The organism is Streptomyces sp. NPDC040410 (genome assembly GCF_055595715.1).
Genome location: NZ_JBVIVK010000005.1, coordinates 198,054 through 218,157, shown reverse-complemented (window position 1 = coordinate 218,157; position 20,104 = coordinate 198,054). Strand labels below are relative to the sequence as shown.

Sequence of the window (20,104 nt, the reverse complement as noted above, 5' to 3'; positions counted from 1 at the left end):
TCTCGTCGGGCGGGAACGGGAAGTAATGGGGACCTGCGTGAGGGGGCATGGGGAATGCAGATCAAACCGCGGCTTCAGCTTCTGGACGTATGGCAGGCCATCGCCGGCCATTCCTTCAGGAGCGGTGACTGGAGCTGGGGCGAATGGGGCGGCCGCAGCAGCGTCGCCGATGCCGAGCGTCTGCTCTGCCTCATGTACCCCGCCACCGAGATCCCCGAATTCCGCCTCGACAATCCCGACACGACCCAGGAGGACGTGGAGAAGGCCCTCAAGGAGGCGGGGGACGCCACGGAGATTCCCGGGAGCCTGGTACGGGTCCTGAGTGAATTCATGGGAAAGCACCACGGGGGCGAGCAAGGTCCCACGTTCGCCGGGGGCTACTACTTCCTCCCGGAGGACCCGGACCAGGAACTCACCAAGGAACAGCAGGAATTCGGGGTGGTGGACTCCTTCTCGATGTCCGTCACCCTGTGCCTCGCAACCCTCGGCTTCCTCAAGATCTACCGGACGAGAACGAGCCGCGCCGACACACAGAACCTGATCCAGGGACTCTGGGACGCGACCAGCCAACGGCTCACCTCTGCCATGGTGAGCCTGCTGCGGTCCTTCACCGTCAACGTCTTCGACGCCGAAGGCGCACAGGGACAGGCCCTCATCCGTCTCCTCGGCCAGGGGAGGATGTCCGACCGGGTGGTCCTGCAGCGGTTCCAGGAACGCTTCAAGGCCCTCCGCGCAGTCATCGGCGAGAGCCTGATCCTCGGTGTCGACGTCGAGGAACAGCTCAGGAACGAGAACCGCCTGTTCGAGTGCGGCTGGGCCTGGAGCCTGGTCAGGGACGCACCGGAAGTCGACACCAGCGAGGAGATCGGCGACCAGCCGGCAGGCGTCGCCGACGCAGTGCCCTACCTCTACTTCACCGTCGTGGCCCTCGACGGCATCCAGGACCTGTTCTCGGACCGCACCCTGACCCTGGCCCTGCTCAACACCGAACAGCAACGGCTCGCCGAGGCGTTACGGCTCCGCTGGGAGATCACTCAGCAGTACTGGTCGGCCATCGCCCGCTTCGGGGAAGGCAGCTGGCCCCTGGAGGACATCCCCTGGCGGACCACGGGCCAGCAGCTGGAGTCGGAGTACTTCTCGCTCTGCGTCGCCTCGATCCTGGTCCACGACCTGGTACGCCGTCGTGCCACCGACGACGACCTGACGCGCACCGTCGGCGTCATGGAACGCCTCGCCGAACGCGGCCGCATCACCAGCCGCATGACCGCGGACGACCCCGCCGTACGCCTGCACAACCCCGGCGTCTCGCTGCCGCTGCTCGGCAGCGCCGACCAGGGTCCGGCCATGCAGTGGGCCATGACGGACTTCTCGGCTCAGCTGCTCAAGCGGACCATCCAGCTGTGCTCGCTCTCGCGCAACCTGGCCTCCCACGACCGGCTGCTGCAGCTCGCCGAGGACATCCTCGGCCACCTGTGGAAACGGCGCCTCGGCGAAGGCGAAGGAGCCGGCCTCTGGGACAACGTCCACGCGGCCTACCCGAGTTCGCTGGAACGCACCGGACCCCTGTCCTGGAGCATCACCGAACGCGTCACCGAGTGCATGGTCGCGGCCTCCCAGCTCTACACCCAGCCGCCGATCCGCAGCGCCGAACTGACCACGCTCGCCCGGTCCCTGCTCAGCGAATCGACCCACCTGCTGGGCAAGGAACAGATGAAGCTCGCCCCGCCGGCCAAGAGCCAGGAAGGCGAGGAGCTGAAAGGCGTCGAGGCCGACCTGCGCCGCGCCCGGCTGCTGCTCGACACCGAACCCGGCACCGCCTGCGCGCTGGCCCTCGGAGTGCTGCGCCGGCTCGACTCCCTGGCCCGGGCCAGGGACACCGGGTCGGGGGTGTGAACCGTGCTCGTCTTCGCCGCCTCCGACAAGGGAGGCACCGGCCGCTCGGTCACGAGCGCCAACCTCGCCTATCGCCGGGCACTCGACGGGGACGACGTCTGCTATCTGGACTTCGACTTCGGTTCGCCGACAGCCCCCGCGGTCTTCGACACCCCCGACGTCATCGAGGAAGCCGAAGGGCGCGGCCTGCACTCCTATCTGAAGGGTGAAACAGGCGAGCCGCTGCGCGTCGACATCTGGGCGCGCACGGAACACTACGTCCTGCGGGACAAGCCGGACCGCTCCGGACGGCTGGTCCTGCTGCCCGGGGACCGCGGCGGCGGCGAATTCGTCACCGACACGGAGAACCTGCACCGGTGCGTGGACCTCATCCTCCGCCTGAAGCGCGAATTCAACGTCATCGTGGTGGATCTGAGTGCCGGACGCAGCTATGCGATGGATCTCGCACTCGCCGCCACCGCGCAGGAAGAACTACGGCGAATCAAAGCGCGCTGGCTGATCTACCACCGCTGGACCCGGCAGCATGTCATGGCCGCCGCCGAACTCGTCACCGGAAAACAGGGCATCGTGAGTGCCGGCGGGTCAATGGGGCACGACCGGCACGCGTTGCTCGGCGCCATCCGTTTCGTCCGGGCCGCCGTACCTGATCTGGAATCGGCGCTGTGGTCCCAGCTGCCGCCCGCACAGTCCACCTGGATGCGCCAGTACAACAAACAACTCGAGGCCATTGCGGCCGACCTGGGTCTCGGCAGGAGCAGGGTGCTGGGATCCGTACCCCTGGAACCGGTACTGCAGTTACGTGAACAGCTCATCACCGACCAGGACGTACTCGACAGCCGGATCGCCAACATCGAGACCTGGCAGGCGATGGGCGAACTGGCGGAGCGGCTGGCCGACGACAAGTACTGGGGGCAGCTGTGAGCGGAACCGGAGCCGTCTTCCAGGAGACCAGCGCCCAGCCGCGTACCGAGGCCGTGCCGTTCTCCCATCTCTCCCTGGAACTCGGCCACTTGTACATGGAGGACTTCGCGGAGGGCCCCGAACGGCTGCACGGGCACTTCGCCATGGTGCGCCCCTGGGCGGAGGCCGCCCGCGGCTCGGTGCCCGCGCTCCCGGACGGCAAACGGCCCCGGGTCAGCACCTGCTTTCTGGTCGACGACTACTTCAGCCGCCTCGCCACGCCCGCCGAGCTTCTGCCGCCCCTGCTGAAAGCCGCCGAGCGGGCCGGACTGACGATCGACTACCTGGCGCGCGAGTCCGGCTGCGCCGCCACCGATCCCCGCCGGCCGGAGCGGGGCGGACTCGCCGAGGCCGTCCTGGGCCGGCTCGTCGAGACACCCCCGCCCGGCAGCAAGGGCTTCCGCCCGCCCCTCAGCCGGACCGGCTGGCTCACCAACGGCCGGCGCGCACCCGCGCAGCGCAGGGGGGCGGCACTGAACTCCGCCGCCTCCTGGCAGCCGCCCAGCGAGACCGGAGCGCGCGGCCACTCCGTCTTCGTGGACGTCGAACTGTGGGACGAGAGCACCGACCGCCGCACCTGGTCCTGCGCCTTCCTGGCCGCAGTGTGGCAGCTCGCCCGTCTCGGCCTGCTGCGCGACAACGGCAAGGCCGTGCCGGCCCCCACACCCTGGGACCAGAGCGGATTCCCCGACGACTGGGACGCCCTGCCGTCCCTGCTCCGGCTCAACCCGTCCGCGGCGCCCTTCAGCGCGTACTACACATGCAGCGTTCTGCCGTCCAGGTTCCTGCCCGTCGAGCACGCCGTGCGCGTCATCCTCGAGCAGACCCACGTGGACGCGGGAGCACTCGGCCAGCTCGTCCAGCGCTCCACCGGCGAGGACTTCGCCGTGCCCACGGACGTCGTGGAGCGCACCTCCTACGTGTTCCCGCCAGGGCTGTGACATGGGTGTCCCGGGGGTGACGACACACCCGGTGCTCGCCTGCGGCGAGGTGCGCACCTGTCTGCTGCCGTGCCGTGACGCGGTGAGCGCGGCCGTCGCAGAGCGACTGCTGCGGTTGCGTGCCGACGAACGCGTCCGCATCTCCCGGCGGCCCAACCTGTACGCGGTGTCGCCCGACATCCTCACGGGCGTGGACTGCCGGCTGCCCACCGCCGACAAGTCCAAGGTCCGCGCGGTCGGTACGGTGGCGGCCCGGGCGACCCTCACCGAGGGCCGCGTCCTGCAGGCGACCGCCCACTTCTCGGCACCGGCCGCCGGCCCGGACCGACGCAGGCCGTGGGGCTACTACCTGGTCCGCCCCGGAGTCCTGGTTCCCGTCGGCAGCCTCCCCGAACTGCCCGCGGCACACGGGTTCCTGACGGAGAGCCGACAGAATCGTCACGACGAACTGGACGTCGGTTCCATCGCCGAGGGCATCCTCGCGCAGATCTCCCGCAACCCTCTCTTCCATGACGACGACGTTCCCTTCAAGTCCGCCACCACCGTTCTGCGCTGGGCGGCGCTGCCGGCGCGGGAGGGCGAGGGAGTGTCGATGGAGCACTTCACGCTCGCGGACGACGGGGTGCGTCTGGTCGAGCTGAGGGTTCCCGACGGCACGGAACCCGCCGCGGTGGCCCGGCTCGGAGAGGACTTCGCGCTGCACGACTGGCTGCTCACGACCGTCGTGGACAGACTCGACGGCATACGGCTCGGATCGGCGGACGGCGCGGCCCGCCTGGAAGCGCTGCGCCCGCTCGTCGACCACCTGCTGCATCTGTGGATGCCGGGAGCGCGGGTGGACCGGGCGCTGGGCGCCCTGTGGGACGTACTCGAACAGGAACCCGGGTTCAGCAGGCAGTGGCAGACCCAGGTCAATCGTGTCCGCGACCAGCTGGCCCTCCAGGCCGCCACGGCACGGCGGGAGTCTTTGGCGATGCCCTGACAGCGACAGGCACCATCCAGACGGGGGAGAAGAGAGATGAACCAACCCATAACAACACGCAACCACGAAGGACCGGCGCGCAGAGCGCACCGGGACAGGGACAGGGACGACGGTGCACGCTCGCTGCTGCAGAAGATCCTGATCACCGTGGTGACGGGCGGCGTCGCGTATGTGCTGACCAACGTGATCTCCCCGTCCCAGGACGACCTGTGGCGGGTCGTCGTGTCGGTGCTCTTCGGGGGCGCCATCCTGATCGTCCAGTTCATGATCACGTTCGCGCATCAGCTCGGCGAACTGAAGGGCGTGGTCGAGCAGCGCTTCGTCGACATCGGCCGGGCGACCAAGCTCTTCAACGAGGTGGAGCAACTGCGCGACGACGGGGTGCCCCGGCTGGCCGAGTACGCGACGAGGGTGGTCGCCACGGGCCCCACGATCCTGCACGAGTTCGCGCACCAGGAGATCGACCGGCTCGCCGGCTACATGTACAACTTCGCCAACCTGCACGCCAAGTCCCCTGGCGAGAACCACGACTGGCTGCTGACCCTCACCAAGTGCGCGCGGACCTCCGTCGACGCCATCAGCACCTCCGTCGACCGGGACTTCTGGAGCAGTGAGCCGGCCGGCCGCTATCTGGAGGCGCAGGCCGAGGCGATCGAGAGGGGGGTCAGGGTGCGGCGGCTCCACGTCGTGAAGACCGCCGACGACATCGCGCTCCTGGACCAGCTGTGCGAGGAGCAGCGGGGGATAGGCATCGAGGTGCGCGTGGTGGCCCTGCCGCAGCTTCCGATGTACGCCCAGCGGGGCAAGATGATCGACTTCATCATCTTCGACGGGGCACTGACCTACGAGATCACCGCGGACCAGATGAACGTGCCCTCGTGGACGACCGTGGACGCCACCACGAAGGAGGTGCAGGAGCGGGTCAAGCGGTTCACCGAGCTCTGGAACATCAGCCCGAACGGATTACCCGACTCGGTCCGGGCGACGACCAGCTCACCCGAGCCCCCCGCTTCCTGACCCTCACACCGGGTGCCACACCGGTGCCAATTGCCCGGCGATTTCCCGCTCGCCAATCCCCTTGCCCTGCCCTGCACTTGTGGTGCCCGGACTCCCGCCGAGTGTAGGTGCACCGCCTCCCGTCGGAGGTGAGAAGAGTGAAACTCGATAAGTAGGGGGAGCAAAGTGGCGGCGCATCACTTGGTGCTCTGTGTCGGACATGCGGAGGAAACCGTGGAGGAATTACCGGCGGCGGCGCCGGAGACGGCCGGAATTTCCTTGTGGCGTGCCGGGGAGGCGTGGTGAAGCACCCGGTCGGTTCGTACGTCGTGGACACCTGCTCCGGGAGGCTGGGGATCGTCATGGGACACGAGGGTCCGTACGTACAGCTGAGACCGTACGGCGGCGGCCGGGAGTGGGACGCCGAGCCTGCTGCCGTACGCCGTGCCACTCCGGCGGAGCGGCTCAGCGCGGCGACGGCGTATGCGAACGCACGCAGCCGGGGCGAGGTGCCTTGAAGCGGGCCCCCACCCGCACGGGAGAAGCCGCCCGCACCCATGCCGCCCGCCCGGACCGGTGCGCGGGCGCAGTAGGCCAGAATGGACCCCATGAGTCTGTTCCGCGACGACGGCATCGTGCTGCGCACCCAGAAGCTGGGTGAGGCGGACCGGATCATCACGCTGCTCACGCGCGGTCACGGCCGGGTACGCGCCGTGGCGCGCGGGGTCCGGCGGACCAAGTCCAAGTTCGGGGCCCGGCTGGAGCCCTTCTCCCACGTCGACGTGCAGTTCTTCGCGCGGGGGAGCGAGCTGGTGGGGCGCGGGCTGCCGCTGTGTACGCAGAGCGAGACCATCGCCCCGTACGGCGGCGGGATCGTGAGCGACTACGCGCGCTACACCGCCGGCACCGCCATGCTCGAGACCGCCGAGCGGTTCACGGATCACGAGGGGGAGCCGGCGGTGCAGCAGTACCTGCTGCTCGTCGGCGCCCTGCGCACCCTCGCCCGCGGCGAGCACGCCCCGCACCTCGTACTGGACGCCTTCCTGCTGCGGTCTCTCGCGGTCAACGGGTACGCCCCCAGCTTCAGCGACTGTGCGAAGTGCGGGATGCCCGGGCCGAGCCGGTTCTTCTCGGTCGCCTCCGGAGGGTCGGTCTGCGGGGACTGCCGGGTGCCGGGCAGCGTCGTACCCTCGCCGCAGACCCTCGAACTGCTCGGGGCACTGCTTACGGGAGACTGGGAGACCGCGGACGCGTGCGAGCCGCGGTATGTCCGGGAGGGGAGCGGGCTGGTGTCCGCCTACCTGCACTGGCATCTCGAGCGCGGGCTGCGTTCGCTGCGCTACGTCGAGAAGTAACGAGAAGTAAGCCGCAAGAGGAGACGAGGAGCACATGGCTGCACGCGGGTTCCTGGGGCGCCAGCGCCGCGAGTACAAGACGCCGGAGCCGCATCCGTCCGGCGCCCGCGCGCCGAAGCTCCCCGGTGAGCTGATCCCCAACCATGTGGCGATCGTCATGGACGGGAACGGGCGCTGGGCGAAGGAGCGCGGGCTGCCGCGCACCGAGGGGCACAAGGTCGGCGCCGAGCGGGTCCTCGACGTGCTGCAGGGCGCGGTCGAGATGGGCGTCGGCGCCATCTCCCTGTACGCCTTCTCCACCGAGAACTGGAAGCGCTCGCCGGACGAGGTCCGCTTCCTGATGAACTTCAACCGGGACTTCATCCGCAAGACCCGCGACCAGCTCGACGAGCTCGGCATCAGGGTGCGCTGGGTGGGGCGGATGCCCAAGCTGTGGCGGTCCGTCGCCAAGGAGCTCCAGGTCGCACAGGAGCAGACGAAGGGCAATGACAAGCTCACCCTGTACTTCTGCATGAACTACGGCGGCCGTGCCGAGCTCGCCGACGCCGCGCAGGCGCTGGCGGAGGACGTGCGGGCGGGGCGGCTCGACCCGTCGAAGGTCAACGAGAAGACCTTCGCGAAGTACCTCTACTACCCCGACATGCCCGATGTGGACCTGTTCCTGCGGCCCAGTGGCGAGCAGCGGACCTCCAACTACCTTCTCTGGCAGAGCGCCTACGCCGAGATGGTCTTCCAGGACGTGCTGTGGCCGGACTTCGACCGGCGTGACCTGTGGCGGGCGTGCGTGGAGTTCGCCTCGCGCGACCGGCGGTTCGGCGGGGCGATCCCCAACGAGGAGCTGCTGGCCATGGAGGGCAGGCAGGAACCGAACAGTCCGTCCGGCGTTTGAGGACGAGGCCGTTCGGCCGACGGGGGTCCGGGGGCGGCAGCCCCCGGACGGGCTCCACGACTCACCCGCACGAGAGCCGGCTCACGCCGCGGAGCAGTCCGCGCAGGTGCCGAAGATCTCCACCGTGTGCGCCACGTTCACATAGCCGTGCTCGGCTGCGACGGCCTCCGCCCACTTCTCCACGGCCGGGCCCTCGACCTCCACGGCCTTGCCGCAGACGCGGCAGACGAGGTGGTGGTGGTGATCGCCGGTGGAGCAGCGGCGGTAGACGGACTCGCCGTCGGACGTACGCAGGACGTCGACCTCGCCGGCGTCGGCGAGGGACTGGAGCGTGCGGTAGACCGTGGTGAGGCCGACGGAGTCGCCCTTGTGCTTGAGCATGTCGTGAAGTTCCTGCGCGCTGCGGAACTCGTCGACCTCGTCGAGAGCCGCCGCCACGGCGGCCCGCTGCCGGGTGGAGCGGCCCTTCACGGGCGGTCCAGCGGTCGTCACCGGTTGCCTCCTCTTTCCTGCTCGTTCGCCTACGGAAGCATCGGCTCTCTCGCGGCTCACGTCTGCGCCTGCCGGGCCATTGTGCCAGCCCGGCCCGCGGACGGTCAGACGCCGACCTCGCCGTCGGGCGCCCGGCCGGCCGGAATCGCGCACTCCGCGGGGTCCCCGCCGGGCTGTGCGGCGGACAGCGCCCGTGCGCGCCGCCGCGCCAGCGGGGCGGCCAGCGCGGTGAGCACGATGAAGACGGCGATGGTCAGCAACACGATCGTCGCACCGGGCGGCACGTACTGGTAGTACGACGTGATCGTGCCGCCGATCGTCACGCTCACGCCGATCGCGACCGCGATCGCGAAGGTCGCCGCGAAGCTCCGGCTGAGCTGCTGGGCCGCGGCCACCGGAACCACCATCAGGGCGCTGACCAGCAGCAGGCCCACGACCCGCATCGCGACGGTCACGGTGACCGCAGCCGTGACCGCCGTCAGCAGGTTCAGCGCGCGCACCGGCAGGCCCGTGACCCGCGCGAACTCCTCGTCCTGGCTGACCGCGAAGAGCTGGCGGCGCAGGCCCAGGGTGACCAGCATCACGAAGGCCGCGAGCAGGCAGATCGCGGTCACGTCGGACTGCGAGACGGTCGTGAGGGAGCCGAAGAGGTACGACGTGAGGTTGGCGTTCGAGCCGCCCGGCGCGAGGTTGATGAACATCACGCCGCCGGCCATGCCGCCGTAGAAGAGCATGGCGAGGGCGATGTCGCCGCGGGTCCTGCCGTACCAGCGGATCAGTTCCATCAGCACGGCGCCGAGGATCGAGACGGCCGTCGCCATCCACACCGGCGAGGTGGACAGCAGGAAGCCGAGGCCGACGCCCGTCATGGCCACGTGGCCGATGCCGTCGCCCATCAGGGCCTGGCGGCGCTGGACGAGGTAGATGCCGACGGCGGGGGCGGTGATGCCGACCAGGACGGCGGCGAGCAGGGCCCGCTGCATGAAGGGGTAGTCGAGGAAGGTCATCAGCTCAGCAGTCCCGTGCGGAGGGGTTCGGCGCCCGCGGGTGCGTGCGGGTGGACGTGGTCGTGGCCGGGCAGCGCGTGCTGGCCGACCGCCCGCGGGGGCGGGCCGTCGTGCACCACACAGCCGTCGCGCAGGACGACGGCCCGGTCGATCAGGGGCTCCAGGGGGCCCAGTTCGTGCAGGACGAGCAGGACGGTCGTACCGGCCGCGACCTGCTCGCGCAGGGTTCCGGCCAGTACTTCCTGGCTGGCCAGGTCGACGCCCGCCATCGGCTCGTCCATGATCAGCAGCTCGGGGTCGGCGGCGAGCGCGCGGGCGATCAGGACGCGCTGGTGCTGCCCGCCGGAGAGCGCGTCGACCGAGTCCTTGGCGCGGTCGGCCAGGCCGACGAGCTCCAGGGCCCGGCGCACGGCCGCGTGGTCCGCCTTGCGCAGCACGCCGAAGCGGGCGCGGGAGAGGCGGCCGGAGGAGACGACCTCGGTGACCGTCGCGGGCACGCCGCCCGCGGCCGTCGTGCGCTGCGGTACGTAGCCCACGCGCCGCCAGTCGCGGAAGCGGCCGCGGGGGGTGCCGAACAGCTCGATCTCGCCGGCGCCGACCGGCACCTGGCCGATCACACTGCGCACCGCCGTCGACTTGCCCGAGCCGTTAGCGCCGAGCAGCGCGACGACCTCACCGCGGTGCACGGTGAGGTCGATGCCGCGCAGGACGGGGCGCGAGCCCAGCTCGGCGCGTACGCCGCGCATCGATATGACGGACTCGCCCATGAGGTCCTCCGTAACGGTCACTTGGTTCCCAGGGCCGTCTGCAGCGCCTTGAGATTGGCCTCCATGACCGAGATGTAGTCCTTGCCCCGGGACTTGGAGGTGATGCCCTCGATCGGGTCGAGGACGTCCGTCTTCAGATTCGCGTCCTGGGCGACGGTCTTCGCGGTCCTGTCGCTGACGAGCGTCTCGTAGAACACCGTGGTGACGCCGTCCGCCTTCGCCATCTTCTCAAGGTCCCGCACGCGGGCGGCGCTGGGCTCCGACTCGGGGTCGAGGCCGTTGATGGCCTCCTCGGTCAGGCCGTAGCGCTCGGCGAGGTAGCCGAAGGCGGCGTGGGTGGTGATGAAGACCTTCGACTCGGTGTTCTTCAGGCCGTCCGTGTACCGGGTGTTGAGCTCGTCGAGCTGCTTCACCAGCGCGGCGGTGTTCTTCCGGTAGTCGGCCGCGTGGTCCGGGTCGGCCTTCTCGAAGGCCGCGCCGACGCCCTTGGCGACCTCTGCGTACCTCACCGGGTCGAGCCAGATGTGGGGGTCCTTGCCGCCCGCTTCGTCGCTGTGCTCGTGGTCGTGCTCGGCGGCGTGGCCGCCGGCCTCGTTGCCGTGCTCCTCCAGCGTGGTCAGGGAGGCGGCGTCGATCTTCGTCTTCACCCCGGACTGGGCGACGGCCTCGTCGGCGGAGGGCTGGAGGTTCTTCAGGTAGAGGACGGCGTCGGACTGCTCCAGCTGCACGCGCTGCTTGGCGCTGATCTCCAGGTCGTGCGGCTCCTGGCCGGGTTCGGTGAGACTGGTGACGTTGGCGTGGCTCCCGCCGATCCGCTCGGCGAGGAAGGCCATCGGGTAGAACGACGCGACGACGTCGAACTTGGCCGTGTTGCCGGCGGCGGTGCTCTCGGAACAGGCGGAGAGGGTGGCGCCGCCGAGGACGGTGGCCGCCGCGACCGCGGTCGCGGGTATGAGTCGTCGTACGTTCATGACAGTCATTTTCAACAAATATGGAAACCGTTGTCAACAAGCGGGGTGGGCCGGTTGTACCGGGAACCGATTTGGTTGAGGGGGAGCCCCCGCCGGTACCCTGAAGCATTCGCTCTGAAGCGTCTCGCTTCGTCGCCCGTCGTCGTAATGAAGAGAGCACCGTGGCCGCCGACAAGATCGACACCATCGTCAGCCTGAGCAAGCGCCGTGGCTTCGTATTCCCCTGCAGTGAGATCTACGGCGGCCAGCGCGCCGCCTGGGACTACGGGCCGCTGGGTGTCGAGCTCAAGGAGAACCTCAAGCGCCAGTGGTGGCGCTACATGGTGACGTCGCGCGAGGACGTGGTCGGTATCGACTCGTCCGTGATCCTGGCCCCCGAGGTCTGGGTCGCCTCCGGCCACGTCGCCACCTTCACGGATCCGCTCACCGAGTGCACCTCCTGTCACAAGCGGTTCCGCGCGGACCACCTGGAGGAGGCCTACGAGGCCAAGCACAACCGCCTGCCGGAGAACGGCCTCGCGGACGTGAACTGCCCGAACTGCGGCAACAAGGGCCAGTTCACCGAGCCCAAGCAGTTCTCGGGTCTGCTGTCGACGCACCTCGGCCCCACGCAGGACTCGGGCTCCATCGCCTACCTGCGCCCCGAGACCGCGCAGGGCATCTTCACCAACTTCGCCCAGGTGCAGACGACCTCGCGCCGCAAGCCGCCGTTCGGCATCGCGCAGATGGGCAAGTCCTTCCGCAACGAGATCACGCCCGGCAACTTCATCTTCCGCACCCGCGAGTTCGAGCAGATGGAGATGGAGTTCTTCGTCAAGCCGGGCGAGGACGAGAAGTGGCAGGAGTACTGGATGGAGCAGCGCTGGAACTGGTACACCGGCCTGGGCCTGCGCGAGGAGAACATGCGGTGGTACGAGCACCCGCAGGAGAAGCTCTCCCACTACTCCAAGCGCACCGCTGACATCGAGTACCGCTTCCAGTTCGGCGGCAACGAGTGGGGCGAGCTGGAGGGCGTCGCCAACCGCACCGACTACGACCTCGGCGCCCACTCCAAGGCCTCCGGCCAGGACCTCTCCTACTTCGACCAGGAGGCCGGCGAGCGCTGGACGCCGTATGTCATCGAGCCCGCGGCCGGTGTCGGCCGCGCGATGTTGGCGTTCCTGCTCGACGCGTACGTCGAGGACGAGGCCCCCAACGCCAAGGGCAAGCTGGAGAAGCGCACGGTGCTGCGCCTCGACCACCGCCTCGCCCCGGTGAAGGTCGCGGTCCTGCCGCTCTCCCGCAACCCGGAGCTGTCTCCGAAGGCCAAGGGCCTCGCTGCCGCGCTGCGCCAGAACTGGAACATCGAGTTCGACGACGCGGGCGCCATCGGCCGCCGCTACCGCCGCCAGGACGAGATCGGCACGCCGTACTGCGTGACCGTCGACTTCGACACGCTCGAGGACAACGCGGTCACGGTCCGCGAGCGCGACTCGATGAAGCAGGAGCGTGTGTCGCTGGACCAGATCGAGGGCTACCTGGCGGGCCGCCTCGTCGGCTGCTAGTGCCGCGACGGTATCCGTCTCCGCGCGACCCGTGCGGCCCGGTCTCGACGCCGGGCGAGCTGGAACTCCAGCTCGCCCGGCGTTCCGCATTGGCCCCCGATACGCCCGCCGGTTTGGACCTGTTGCCGGGACCGCCCGCGCCGCCAGGGTGGCCCCATGAGTATCGCGTTCCTGCTGACCACCCTCGTCGTGGTCGCCACCCCGGGCACCGGGGTCGTCTACACCCTCGCCGCCGGGCTGTCCCGCGGGCGGCGGGCCAGTGTCGTCGCCGCCCTCGGGTGCACGCTCGGCATCGTGCCGCACATGGTGGCCACCGTCACCGGCGTCGCCGCGCTGCTGCACGCGAGCGCGACGGCCTTTCAGGTTCTCAAGTACGCGGGGGTCGCCTATCTGCTGTACATGGCATGGGCCACGGTGCGGGACAAGGAGCCGATCGCCGTGGCGGAAGCCGCGCCCCTCTCCTCAGGGCGGGTGATCGGCCGCGGTGTGCTGATCAACCTCCTCAACCCGAAGCTGACGATCTTCTTCTTCGCCTTCCTGCCGCAGTTCGTGGACCCGCGGGAGCCGCACGCGGTCGTGCGGATGCTGGGGCTCGGCGGCGTGTTCATGCTGGCGACGTTCGTGGTCTTCGCCGCGTACGGAGTCCTGGCCGCCTCCGTCCGCAGTCACGTCACCTCCCGGCCGCGGGTGATGACGTGGCTGCGCCGGAGCTTCGCGGGGTCGTTCGTCGCGCTCGGGGCGAAGCTCGCGCTGACGGCACGCTGACGCGTCAACGGCCCTGCAGGGATTTCACGTTGTCGCCGAAACGTCCAGTTCTTCGAGCCGTCCCAGTTGATCGAGGGTGCTCTCCCGCGGCGAGGACATCGTGCCGCTCGTCGGTGCCCGGACCCGGCAGCGGCCGGCGGAGTCGCTGGGCGCGCTGGACGTCACGCTGGACGAGGCCGACCTCGCCGCGATCGAGGAGGCCGTGCCGGCCGGGCGTCGGGTTCCGCACGCCCTGCGGCTCGCCGAAGTGCGCGGCGCGGAAAGTCATCGGGCGGCGGGCTACGCCCCGGCCGGGTCCACCGTCGCCTGGTGTGCCCGGGCCAGGTGCTCCTCCGCCTTCAGCCAGGGCAGGAACTGCGCCGCCTTGCGCCAGCCGCAGGTGTCACATCTGATCGTGCGCTGCACTCCCGTGCGCCGTACCCGGACGACGTGCTCGCGCCCGTGCTGGTCCCAGCGGCTCACCTTGCTCGTGTTGATCTGCAGCATGACGCCTCCAGCGGCCGCCTGCGGAGAAGAACCTGTCTGTGTGCGCAGCAAGGAGTGTGCAGCAAGACCAACATCAACAGGGGTCATTCGGCGGCGAGTTCTCCAAGCCGTCGGCGGCTCAACCGATCGTCCGCGGCAGCCGCAGGCTCAGCAGGCCGGTCAGGGCCACGCCCGCCAGCTGCACCAGCAGCGTCGTCACCAGGGCGTCCCGCATGCCCAGGGCGGGGATCAGGGACAGGAAGAGCGTGCCGAGCGTGGCCACGCCGAGCGCCAGCGACGCCTGCTGAGTGGTGATCATCACTCCGCTGCCGACGCCGGCCCGGGCGGGCGGCACCTCGGAGAGGACGACCCGGAAGATCACGGGAAGCTGGAGCGCCTGACCCGCGCCGGCGACCGCCGCGCCCGGGAGCAGTTCGACGAGGCCGAGGTCCGGCCAGGAGCGCCAGACGGCCAGCGCCATCAGGGCCACGCCCGCACCCTGGACCGCCGCGCCCGCGGTCACCACGCGGGTGCCGTACCGGGCGACCAGCCGCGGGCCGGCCAGCGAGACGAAGAAGAAGACGACGGCCATGGGAGCGAGCGCCAGCCCCGCCGGAACCGGCCCGAGGCCCGCGCCCCCCTGGAGCGCCACCGCGATCACGAACATGAACCCGCTGAAGCCGACGGAGAACGGGACGATCATCACCAGGCCGCGTCGCAGGGACACCAGCGCGAACAGGCTCGGCGGCACCAGCGGCGTACGGCCCCGGCGGTCCGCTCTGCGCTCCACCGCGTAGAACGCCGCCGCCGCGAACGGGAAGGCCGCCAGCGACAGCCACGTCCACAGGGGCCAGCCCGCCGCCCTGCCCTCGGTCAGCGGGGCCAGGAGCGCGAGCAGGGACACGGCGAGCAGGACGGTCCCCGGCCCGTCGACCGGCTCCGGGTGCTGGGAGCGGGTCTCCGGCACGGCACGGGCGGCCAGCACCAGCCCGGCGATCACCACCGGTACGTTGACCAGGAACACCGAGCGCCAGCCGGTGCCCGCGATGTCCGCGGCGGCCAGGACGCCGCCGAGGATCTGGCCGGCCACCATGGACAGGCCGGCCGTCGCGCCGTACAGGCCCATCGCCTTGGCCCGGCGCGGTCCCGCGGTGGCCGACTGGATGGTGGCGAGCACCTGCGGGAGCATCGCGGCGGACGCGGCGCCCTGCGCGACCCGGGCCGCGACCAGCGTCCAGGCGGTGGGCGCGAGCCCGCACGCCAGCGAGGTCAGCCCGAAGGCCGCCATGCCGCCGAGGAAGAGCCGCCGCCGGCCGAACAGGTCGCCGAGCCGGCCGCCGAGGACGAGGAGGACGGCGTACGCGAGGCCGTAGCCGGCGACGACGAGTTCGAGGACCGACTCGTTCGCGGAGAGATCCTTGCCGATGGTGGGCAGGGCGACGTTGACGATGAAGAAGTCGATGAGCGGGAGTGCCGCGGCCAGCAGCACGGTGAAGAGCCCGAGGCCGCCCAGCTCGGGTGGTGGCACGGCGGTGCGGACGGGACGTGTGGTCGTGGTTTCGGTCACGGTCCCGAGCCTGCGCCCCCTCCCAGGCTGGTACCAGAGTCTTCTTGTCCTGGTAGAAGGAGTACCTGGCAACAGGGTTCGCGGCGCGGCAGGCTGGAGGTATGACGACCATGGTCCAGGAGACGGGAACGCCTGTCCGCAGGGGCGCGGCGGCGGTCCGGCGGCACGAACTCGCCGCCTTCCTCCGGCACCGCCGCGAGCACATCACCCCCGAGCAGGTCGGCCTGCCCCGCGGCCGGCGGCGCCGTACGCCGGGCCTGCGTCGCGAGGAGGTCGCCCAGCTCTCCGCGGTCGGCGTCACCTGGTACACGTGGCTCGAACAGGCCCGGGACATCCAGGTCTCCGTCCAGGTCCTCGACGCCCTCGCCCGCACCCTGCTGCTCGACCCCAGCGAGCGCGCCCACCTCTTCCAGCTGGCCGACGCGGTGGACCCCACCCCGGCCACCACCTGCCCGTCGGTCACCCCCGCGCTGCGGGCCCTCCTGGAGCAGGTCGAGCCGTTCCCGGCCTGTGTGCAGAACAGCCGGTACGACATCCTCGCCCACAACCGCACGTACGGGCTGCTGCTGTGCGACCTGGACGCGGTACCGCCCGAGGACCGCAACTGCATGATCCTCTGCTACACGAACGAGGAGTGGAGCTCGTCGATCGTGCGCCTGGAGGAGACCCGGCGCCTGATGGCCGCCCGCTTCCGGGCCACGATGGCCGGCCATCTCACCGAGCCCGCCTGGAAGATGCTCCTCAAGCGCCTGCGCGCGGAGTCCCCCGCCTTCTGCGAGGCCTGGGACCGCCACGAGGTCGTCGCCCACCGCACCAAGCGCAAGGAGTTCCGCAACCGCCACGTGGGCCGCATCACCGTCGACCACACCGACCTGTGGCTGGGCCCGGAGACGGGCCCGAGGATGGTGACGTACGCACCGGCGGACGAGGATTCGAGGGCAAGACTGGAGAAGCTGCACGCGATAGCGCTGGAGAGAGTGCAGGCGACGTAAGGGCGGTGGAGGACGTGAGGGCGCGGGGCTGTATCGATCCGCGGCCCCGCCGCGTGGGCGCGACCAGCCCCCCACGACCCGCACCCGCCGAACTACGAGAGGGCGACGTTCAGAACGGTGATGCCGAGGCTCACGATCAGCAGGCTCATGCAGCAGATCGCGAGGACCAGGGAACGTCGGCGAGGGCTGAGCTCGGGCATGTTTTGCAGCGTACGCGCATTTCAATAGTGCGTCTAACTAATGGCTGTCACATCCATCCTCGTACGCGACAATGGGGGAATGCCCAAGCTCGTCTCGCCCCTGTCGATCGGTCCGCACACCGTCCGGCCACCCGTCGTCCTCGCGCCCATGGCCGGGATCACCAACGCGCCCTTCCGCACTCTGTGCAGAGAGTTCAGCGGCGGCAAGGGCCTGTTCGTGAGCGAGATGATCACGACCCGGGCGCTGGTCGAGCGCAACGAGAAGACCATGCAGCTGATCCACTTCGACGCGACCGAGAAGCCGCGCTCGATCCAGCTGTACGGCGTCGACCCGGCGACCGTCGGCAAGGCCGTCCGCATGATCGCGGAAGAGGACCTCGCCGACCACATCGACCTGAACTTCGGCTGCCCGGTGCCGAAGGTCACGCGGAAGGGCGGCGGTTCCGCGCTGCCGTACAAGCGCCACCTGCTGCGGGCGATCCTGCGCGAGGCCGTGAGCGGCGCGGGCGACCTGCCCGTCACCATGAAGATGCGCAAGGGCATCGACGACGACCACATCACCTACCTCGACGCCGGGCGCATCGCCGTCGAGGAGGGCGTGACGGCCATCGCGCTGCACGGCCGCACCGCCGCCCAGCACTACGGCGGCACCGCCGACTGGGACGCCATCGCACGGCTGAAGGAGCACGTGCCGGAGATTCCGGTGCTCGGCAACGGCGACATCTGGTCGGCCGAGGACGCGGTGCGGATGGTGCGGGAGACCGGCTGCGACGGGGTGGTGGTCGGCCGCGGCTGCCTGGGGCGGCCGTGGCTGTTCGCGGACCTGGTGGCGGCGTTCGAAGGGCGCCCGGACGACATCGCGCGGCCGGCCCTCCGCGAGGTCGCCGACATCATGGTCCGCCACGCCACCCTGCTCGGCGAGTGGATCGGCGACGAGTCGCGCGGGGTCATCGACTTCCGCAAGCACGTGGCCTGGTACCTGAAGGGCTTCGCGGTCGGCTCCGAGATGCGGGGGCGCCTCGCCATCACCTCCTCGCTGGCGGAACTCCGCGCGGGACTGGACGAGTTGGACCTCGGCCAGCCCTGGCCCACCGGTGCCGACGGCCCCCGCGGCCGCACGTCCGGCAACAACCGGGTGGTGCTGCCGGACGGCTGGCTGAAAGACCCGTACGACTGCGCGGGCATCAGCGAGGACGCGGAGCTGGACACCTCCGGGGGCTGATCAGTCCTTGGAGGGGTGCGGGGTGGACCCGTACGCCGTCAGGAAGCGGTCGCGGAACGAGCTCATCTTCCAGACCGGGGCGTTGTGGGCCGGCTTCAGGCCGTCCGTCCAGTTCCAGGCGGCGATCTCGTCCAGGACCTTCGGGTCCTTGGCGACGATGGAGACCGGCACGTCACGGCTGGCGTTGTCGCCGCTGACCCGGGCGATGGGCTGGTGGTCGCCGAGGAACACGAGGACCGTGTTGTCGGTGCCGTAGCGCTCCAGCCACTGGGTGAGGCTGTTGACCGAGTACTGGATGGACTTGCCGTACTCCTGCTTGGAGCGGGTGGAGTCGGCGATGACGTCCGAGGGCTTGTTGCCCGCCTGCTCGATCGGGCCGAACACCGAGCCGTCGCCGAGCTCGTCCCAGCCGACCGACTTCGGGATCGGCGCCCACGGCTGGTGGCTGGACGTCAGGATGATCTCCGACATCAGCGGCTTGTCGCGCTTCTTGCCGTGCTCCAGCCGCTGAAAGGCTTCCAGCGCGTACTGGTCCGGCATCGTCGACCAGCTGAACTTCGGGCCCTTGTAGCCCATCTGGAAGGCGTTGTAGACCTTGTCGAGGCCGTAGAACCTCGCCTCCGGCCAGCCCTTCTGCACACCCGGCATGATGCCGACCGTGTCCCAGTCACCCGTCTTCCGGAACGCCTTGGTGAGGCTGAGGTGGCCGCCGGCCATGACGGTGCGGTAGCGCTGCTGGTTGTCGATCCACAGGCCGGACATCGTGGTGGAGTGGCCGAGCCAGCTGCTGCCGCCGTACGTCGCCGAGGTCAGCCAGCCGCTCTTCGCGTGGAAGCCCGCCTCGGCCAGGGCCGCGGTCCTGGCCTCCAGAGTCCTGTCCACGCCGGGGGCGATGACCGGGTCCTCGATCGCGCTGCGGCCGTAGCTCTCGATGAACGTGAAGATCATGTCCTTGCCGCGCAGGTCGGGCACCAGCTGGTCGCCGGGGGTGTTGCCGAAGGCGTCGGCCTTGGCCTCCTTCGCGAACGCCGCCTCGTCCCGCAGGGTGTCCCGGACCCGCCGCGCCTGGATCTCCAGGGCGCTGGCGGCACGGTCGGAGGCGACCGGCACACCCGCGATCTGCACGCCGAGCGTCGAGCAGGTGATCCAGACGGTTCCGGCGATCAGCGTGGCCCGGGTGGCGGTCCGGGTGTTGCGGGCCAGCAGATCGCTGAGCCGGACCGTCGCCAGCGCCATCAGGGCCAGCAGCAGCAGAACCAGGACGACGGCACCGACGGTCGCGGCGATCGCCGTCGGCTTCCCCATCGAGTCCTCGACGTACGCCCGCGCGTCGTCCAGCAGCTCCCAGTCGAGGACGGCGTTGAAGCCGCGGCCCAGGTACTCGGTGAAGCCCATGTCGAGGAGGTTCAGCACGGTCAGCGCGCCCAGGCCCGCCCCGGACACCGCCGCCAAGGCGATGCGCGGCCGGTGAGGCAGAGCGATGAGCACGGCCGCCACGACGATCGCCTCCCCCGGCAGCCGCGCGAACCGGTTGACGTGCAGCGCGGCGACGCTGTTCGGCAGGAGCAGCGCACCGAGGACGAGGGCCGCGGCCAGGGCGGTGGTCGTCCACCGCAGGGCGCGTGCGGCGGTGGGACACCGGGCGCGCCAGGTGCGCCAGTGCGCGATGCGGGCCTTGACGGAGGAGATGACGGTGGTCTGGTGGGCGGGAGGCGTCGGGTCGGTTTCGGCCGGTGCCGGCTTGCCGCTGGCGTGGTCGGCTGGTGCGGGTGGCGGTGTCGCGGTATTGGGTGCCGTGGGCGGGTTCTCGGTGGTGGGCGCGTCGGCGTCGTCTTGGGCCGGTGCCGGCTTGCCGTCGGCATCGGCGTTGGCGTCGGCGTCGGCGTCGGCGGCCGGTGCCGCCGACGGTGCCTCGGCTTCGGGTGCCGTTGACGCGTCCTCGGCGGCGGGCACGTCGTCGTCCGTGTCAGGCAGGTGGCGAAAGCGCGTGAAGACAGGCACCCGAGGGTCCTTCCGTACGAAGCCCGGTGACCGGCGGACCCGATACGGGAGGATCGGGGCCGCCGTATTCCCGTACGGCCGGTTCGCGAGCCCTG

At 70.3% G+C, this 20,104-nt stretch carries 19 protein-coding genes and 2 pseudogenes; 13 read left to right on the top strand and 8 right to left on the bottom strand.

Translation table 11 applies throughout. The features are described 5' to 3' along the window. The first annotated feature begins 54 nt into the window (after nucleotides 1-54). The 8 genes from ACZ562_RS13255 to ACZ562_RS13220 all read left to right on the top strand — a co-directional run bounded on the left by ACZ562_RS13255 (nucleotide 55) and on the right by ACZ562_RS13220 (nucleotide 8,016). Nucleotides 55-1,893: an SCO2524 family protein gene (locus ACZ562_RS13255; RefSeq protein ID WP_471177413.1), complete on the top strand. Its 1,839-nt coding sequence runs from the start codon at nucleotides 55-57 to the stop codon at nucleotides 1,891-1,893. A gap of 3 nt (nucleotides 1,894-1,896) precedes the next feature. Further along, nucleotides 1,897-2,814, top strand: a complete 918-nt coding sequence (locus tag ACZ562_RS13250; protein ID WP_471177410.1) for an SCO2523 family variant P-loop protein — start codon at nucleotides 1,897-1,899, stop codon at nucleotides 2,812-2,814. Then, nucleotides 2,811-3,794, top strand: a complete 984-nt coding sequence (locus ACZ562_RS13245; RefSeq protein ID WP_471177407.1) for an SCO2522 family protein — start codon at nucleotides 2,811-2,813, stop codon at nucleotides 3,792-3,794. Before ACZ562_RS13250 ends, ACZ562_RS13245 begins: the two co-directional genes overlap by 4 nt. A 1-nt stretch (nucleotide 3,795) precedes the next feature. Next, a complete protein-coding gene (locus ACZ562_RS13240; RefSeq protein WP_471177404.1) occupies nucleotides 3,796-4,776 on the top strand; it encodes an SCO2521 family protein in 981 nt (326 codons plus the stop codon). Between the two features lie 36 nt (nucleotides 4,777-4,812). After that, the gene (locus ACZ562_RS13235; RefSeq protein WP_471177401.1) at nucleotides 4,813-5,793 is read left to right on the top strand and encodes a DUF6879 family protein; all 981 of its coding nucleotides are present in this window, start codon (nucleotides 4,813-4,815) and stop codon (nucleotides 5,791-5,793) included. A gap of 281 nt (nucleotides 5,794-6,074) precedes the next feature. Further along, the gene (locus tag ACZ562_RS13230; RefSeq protein ID WP_471177398.1) at nucleotides 6,075-6,290 is read left to right on the top strand and encodes a hypothetical protein; all 216 of its coding nucleotides are present in this window, start codon (nucleotides 6,075-6,077) and stop codon (nucleotides 6,288-6,290) included. A gap of 90 nt (nucleotides 6,291-6,380) precedes the next feature. Beyond that, on the top strand, nucleotides 6,381-7,127 hold the full coding sequence (gene recO / locus ACZ562_RS13225) for a DNA repair protein RecO (protein WP_471177395.1): 747 nt from the start codon (nucleotides 6,381-6,383) through the stop codon (nucleotides 7,125-7,127). Between the two features lie 34 nt (nucleotides 7,128-7,161). Next, a complete protein-coding gene (locus ACZ562_RS13220) occupies nucleotides 7,162-8,016 on the top strand; it encodes an isoprenyl transferase (protein ID WP_471177393.1) in 855 nt (284 codons plus the stop codon). An 81-nt stretch (nucleotides 8,017-8,097) separates the two neighbouring features. Here ACZ562_RS13220 and ACZ562_RS13215 read toward each other — a convergent pair whose 3' ends face one another. The 4 genes from ACZ562_RS13215 to ACZ562_RS13200 all read right to left on the bottom strand — a co-directional run bounded on the left by ACZ562_RS13215 (nucleotide 8,098) and on the right by ACZ562_RS13200 (nucleotide 11,253). Further along, on the bottom strand, nucleotides 8,098-8,508 hold the full coding sequence (locus ACZ562_RS13215; RefSeq protein WP_471177390.1) for a Fur family transcriptional regulator: 411 nt from the start codon (nucleotides 8,506-8,508) through the stop codon (nucleotides 8,098-8,100). A 104-nt stretch (nucleotides 8,509-8,612) separates the two neighbouring features. Then, nucleotides 8,613-9,515 carry a metal ABC transporter permease gene (locus ACZ562_RS13210; RefSeq protein ID WP_471177388.1) on the bottom strand — a complete coding sequence of 301 codons (903 nt, stop codon included), beginning with the start codon at nucleotides 9,513-9,515 and terminating at the stop codon, nucleotides 8,613-8,615. Continuing rightward, nucleotides 9,515-10,282: a metal ABC transporter ATP-binding protein gene (locus ACZ562_RS13205; protein WP_471177385.1), complete on the bottom strand. Its 768-nt coding sequence runs from the start codon at nucleotides 10,280-10,282 to the stop codon at nucleotides 9,515-9,517. Before ACZ562_RS13205 ends, ACZ562_RS13210 begins: the two co-directional genes overlap by 1 nt. Nucleotides 10,283-10,299: 17 nt before the next feature. Beyond that, nucleotides 10,300-11,253, bottom strand: a complete 954-nt coding sequence (locus tag ACZ562_RS13200) for a metal ABC transporter substrate-binding protein (protein WP_471177382.1) — start codon at nucleotides 11,251-11,253, stop codon at nucleotides 10,300-10,302. Nucleotides 11,254-11,414: 161 nt separating this feature from the next. Here ACZ562_RS13200 and ACZ562_RS13195 point away from each other — a divergent pair, with 161 nt between their 5' ends. The 3 genes and pseudogenes from ACZ562_RS13195 to ACZ562_RS13185 all read left to right on the top strand — a co-directional run. Then, complete coding sequence (locus ACZ562_RS13195; protein WP_471177379.1) at nucleotides 11,415-12,797, top strand: glycine--tRNA ligase; 1,383 nt, start codon at nucleotides 11,415-11,417, stop codon at nucleotides 12,795-12,797. Nucleotides 12,798-12,953: 156 nt separating this feature from the next. Next, nucleotides 12,954-13,562 (top strand): LysE family translocator, encoded by a 609-nt coding sequence (locus ACZ562_RS13190; RefSeq protein ID WP_471177376.1) that lies wholly within the window; start codon nucleotides 12,954-12,956, stop codon nucleotides 13,560-13,562. A 76-nt stretch (nucleotides 13,563-13,638) separates the two neighbouring features. Beyond that, nucleotides 13,639-13,797 (top strand): annotated as a pseudogene (locus ACZ562_RS13185) (aldo/keto reductase); the annotation flags it as partial. Between the two features lie 44 nt (nucleotides 13,798-13,841). Here the strand turns inward: ACZ562_RS13185 and ACZ562_RS13180 are convergent. Next, nucleotides 13,842-14,048: a hypothetical protein gene (locus tag ACZ562_RS13180; protein ID WP_471177373.1), complete on the bottom strand. Its 207-nt coding sequence runs from the start codon at nucleotides 14,046-14,048 to the stop codon at nucleotides 13,842-13,844. 118 nt (nucleotides 14,049-14,166) lie between these two features. Further along, nucleotides 14,167-15,594, bottom strand: a complete 1,428-nt coding sequence (locus ACZ562_RS13175) for an MFS transporter (RefSeq protein ID WP_471177370.1) — start codon at nucleotides 15,592-15,594, stop codon at nucleotides 14,167-14,169. Nucleotides 15,595-15,695: 101 nt separating this feature from the next. On the opposite strand from ACZ562_RS13175, the gene ACZ562_RS13170 reads away from it, so the two are divergent. Beyond that, nucleotides 15,696-16,586 (top strand): helix-turn-helix transcriptional regulator, encoded by an 891-nt coding sequence (locus ACZ562_RS13170; RefSeq protein ID WP_471177368.1) that lies wholly within the window; start codon nucleotides 15,696-15,698, stop codon nucleotides 16,584-16,586. A gap of 98 nt (nucleotides 16,587-16,684) precedes the next feature. On the opposite strand, the pseudogene ACZ562_RS13165 reads toward ACZ562_RS13170, so the two are convergent. Then, nucleotides 16,685-16,786, bottom strand: a pseudogene (locus ACZ562_RS13165) (MFS transporter); the annotation flags it as partial. A gap of 79 nt (nucleotides 16,787-16,865) precedes the next feature. Here ACZ562_RS13165 and dusB point away from each other — a divergent pair. Then, entirely contained in the window at nucleotides 16,866-18,008 is a 1,143-nt protein-coding gene (gene dusB, locus ACZ562_RS13160) for a tRNA dihydrouridine synthase DusB (protein ID WP_471177366.1), read from the top strand. Here dusB and ACZ562_RS13155 read toward each other — a convergent pair whose 3' ends face one another. Beyond that, complete coding sequence (locus tag ACZ562_RS13155; protein ID WP_471177363.1) at nucleotides 18,009-20,009, bottom strand: alkaline phosphatase family protein; 2,001 nt, start codon at nucleotides 20,007-20,009, stop codon at nucleotides 18,009-18,011. Nucleotides 20,010-20,104: the final 95 nt, after the last annotated feature.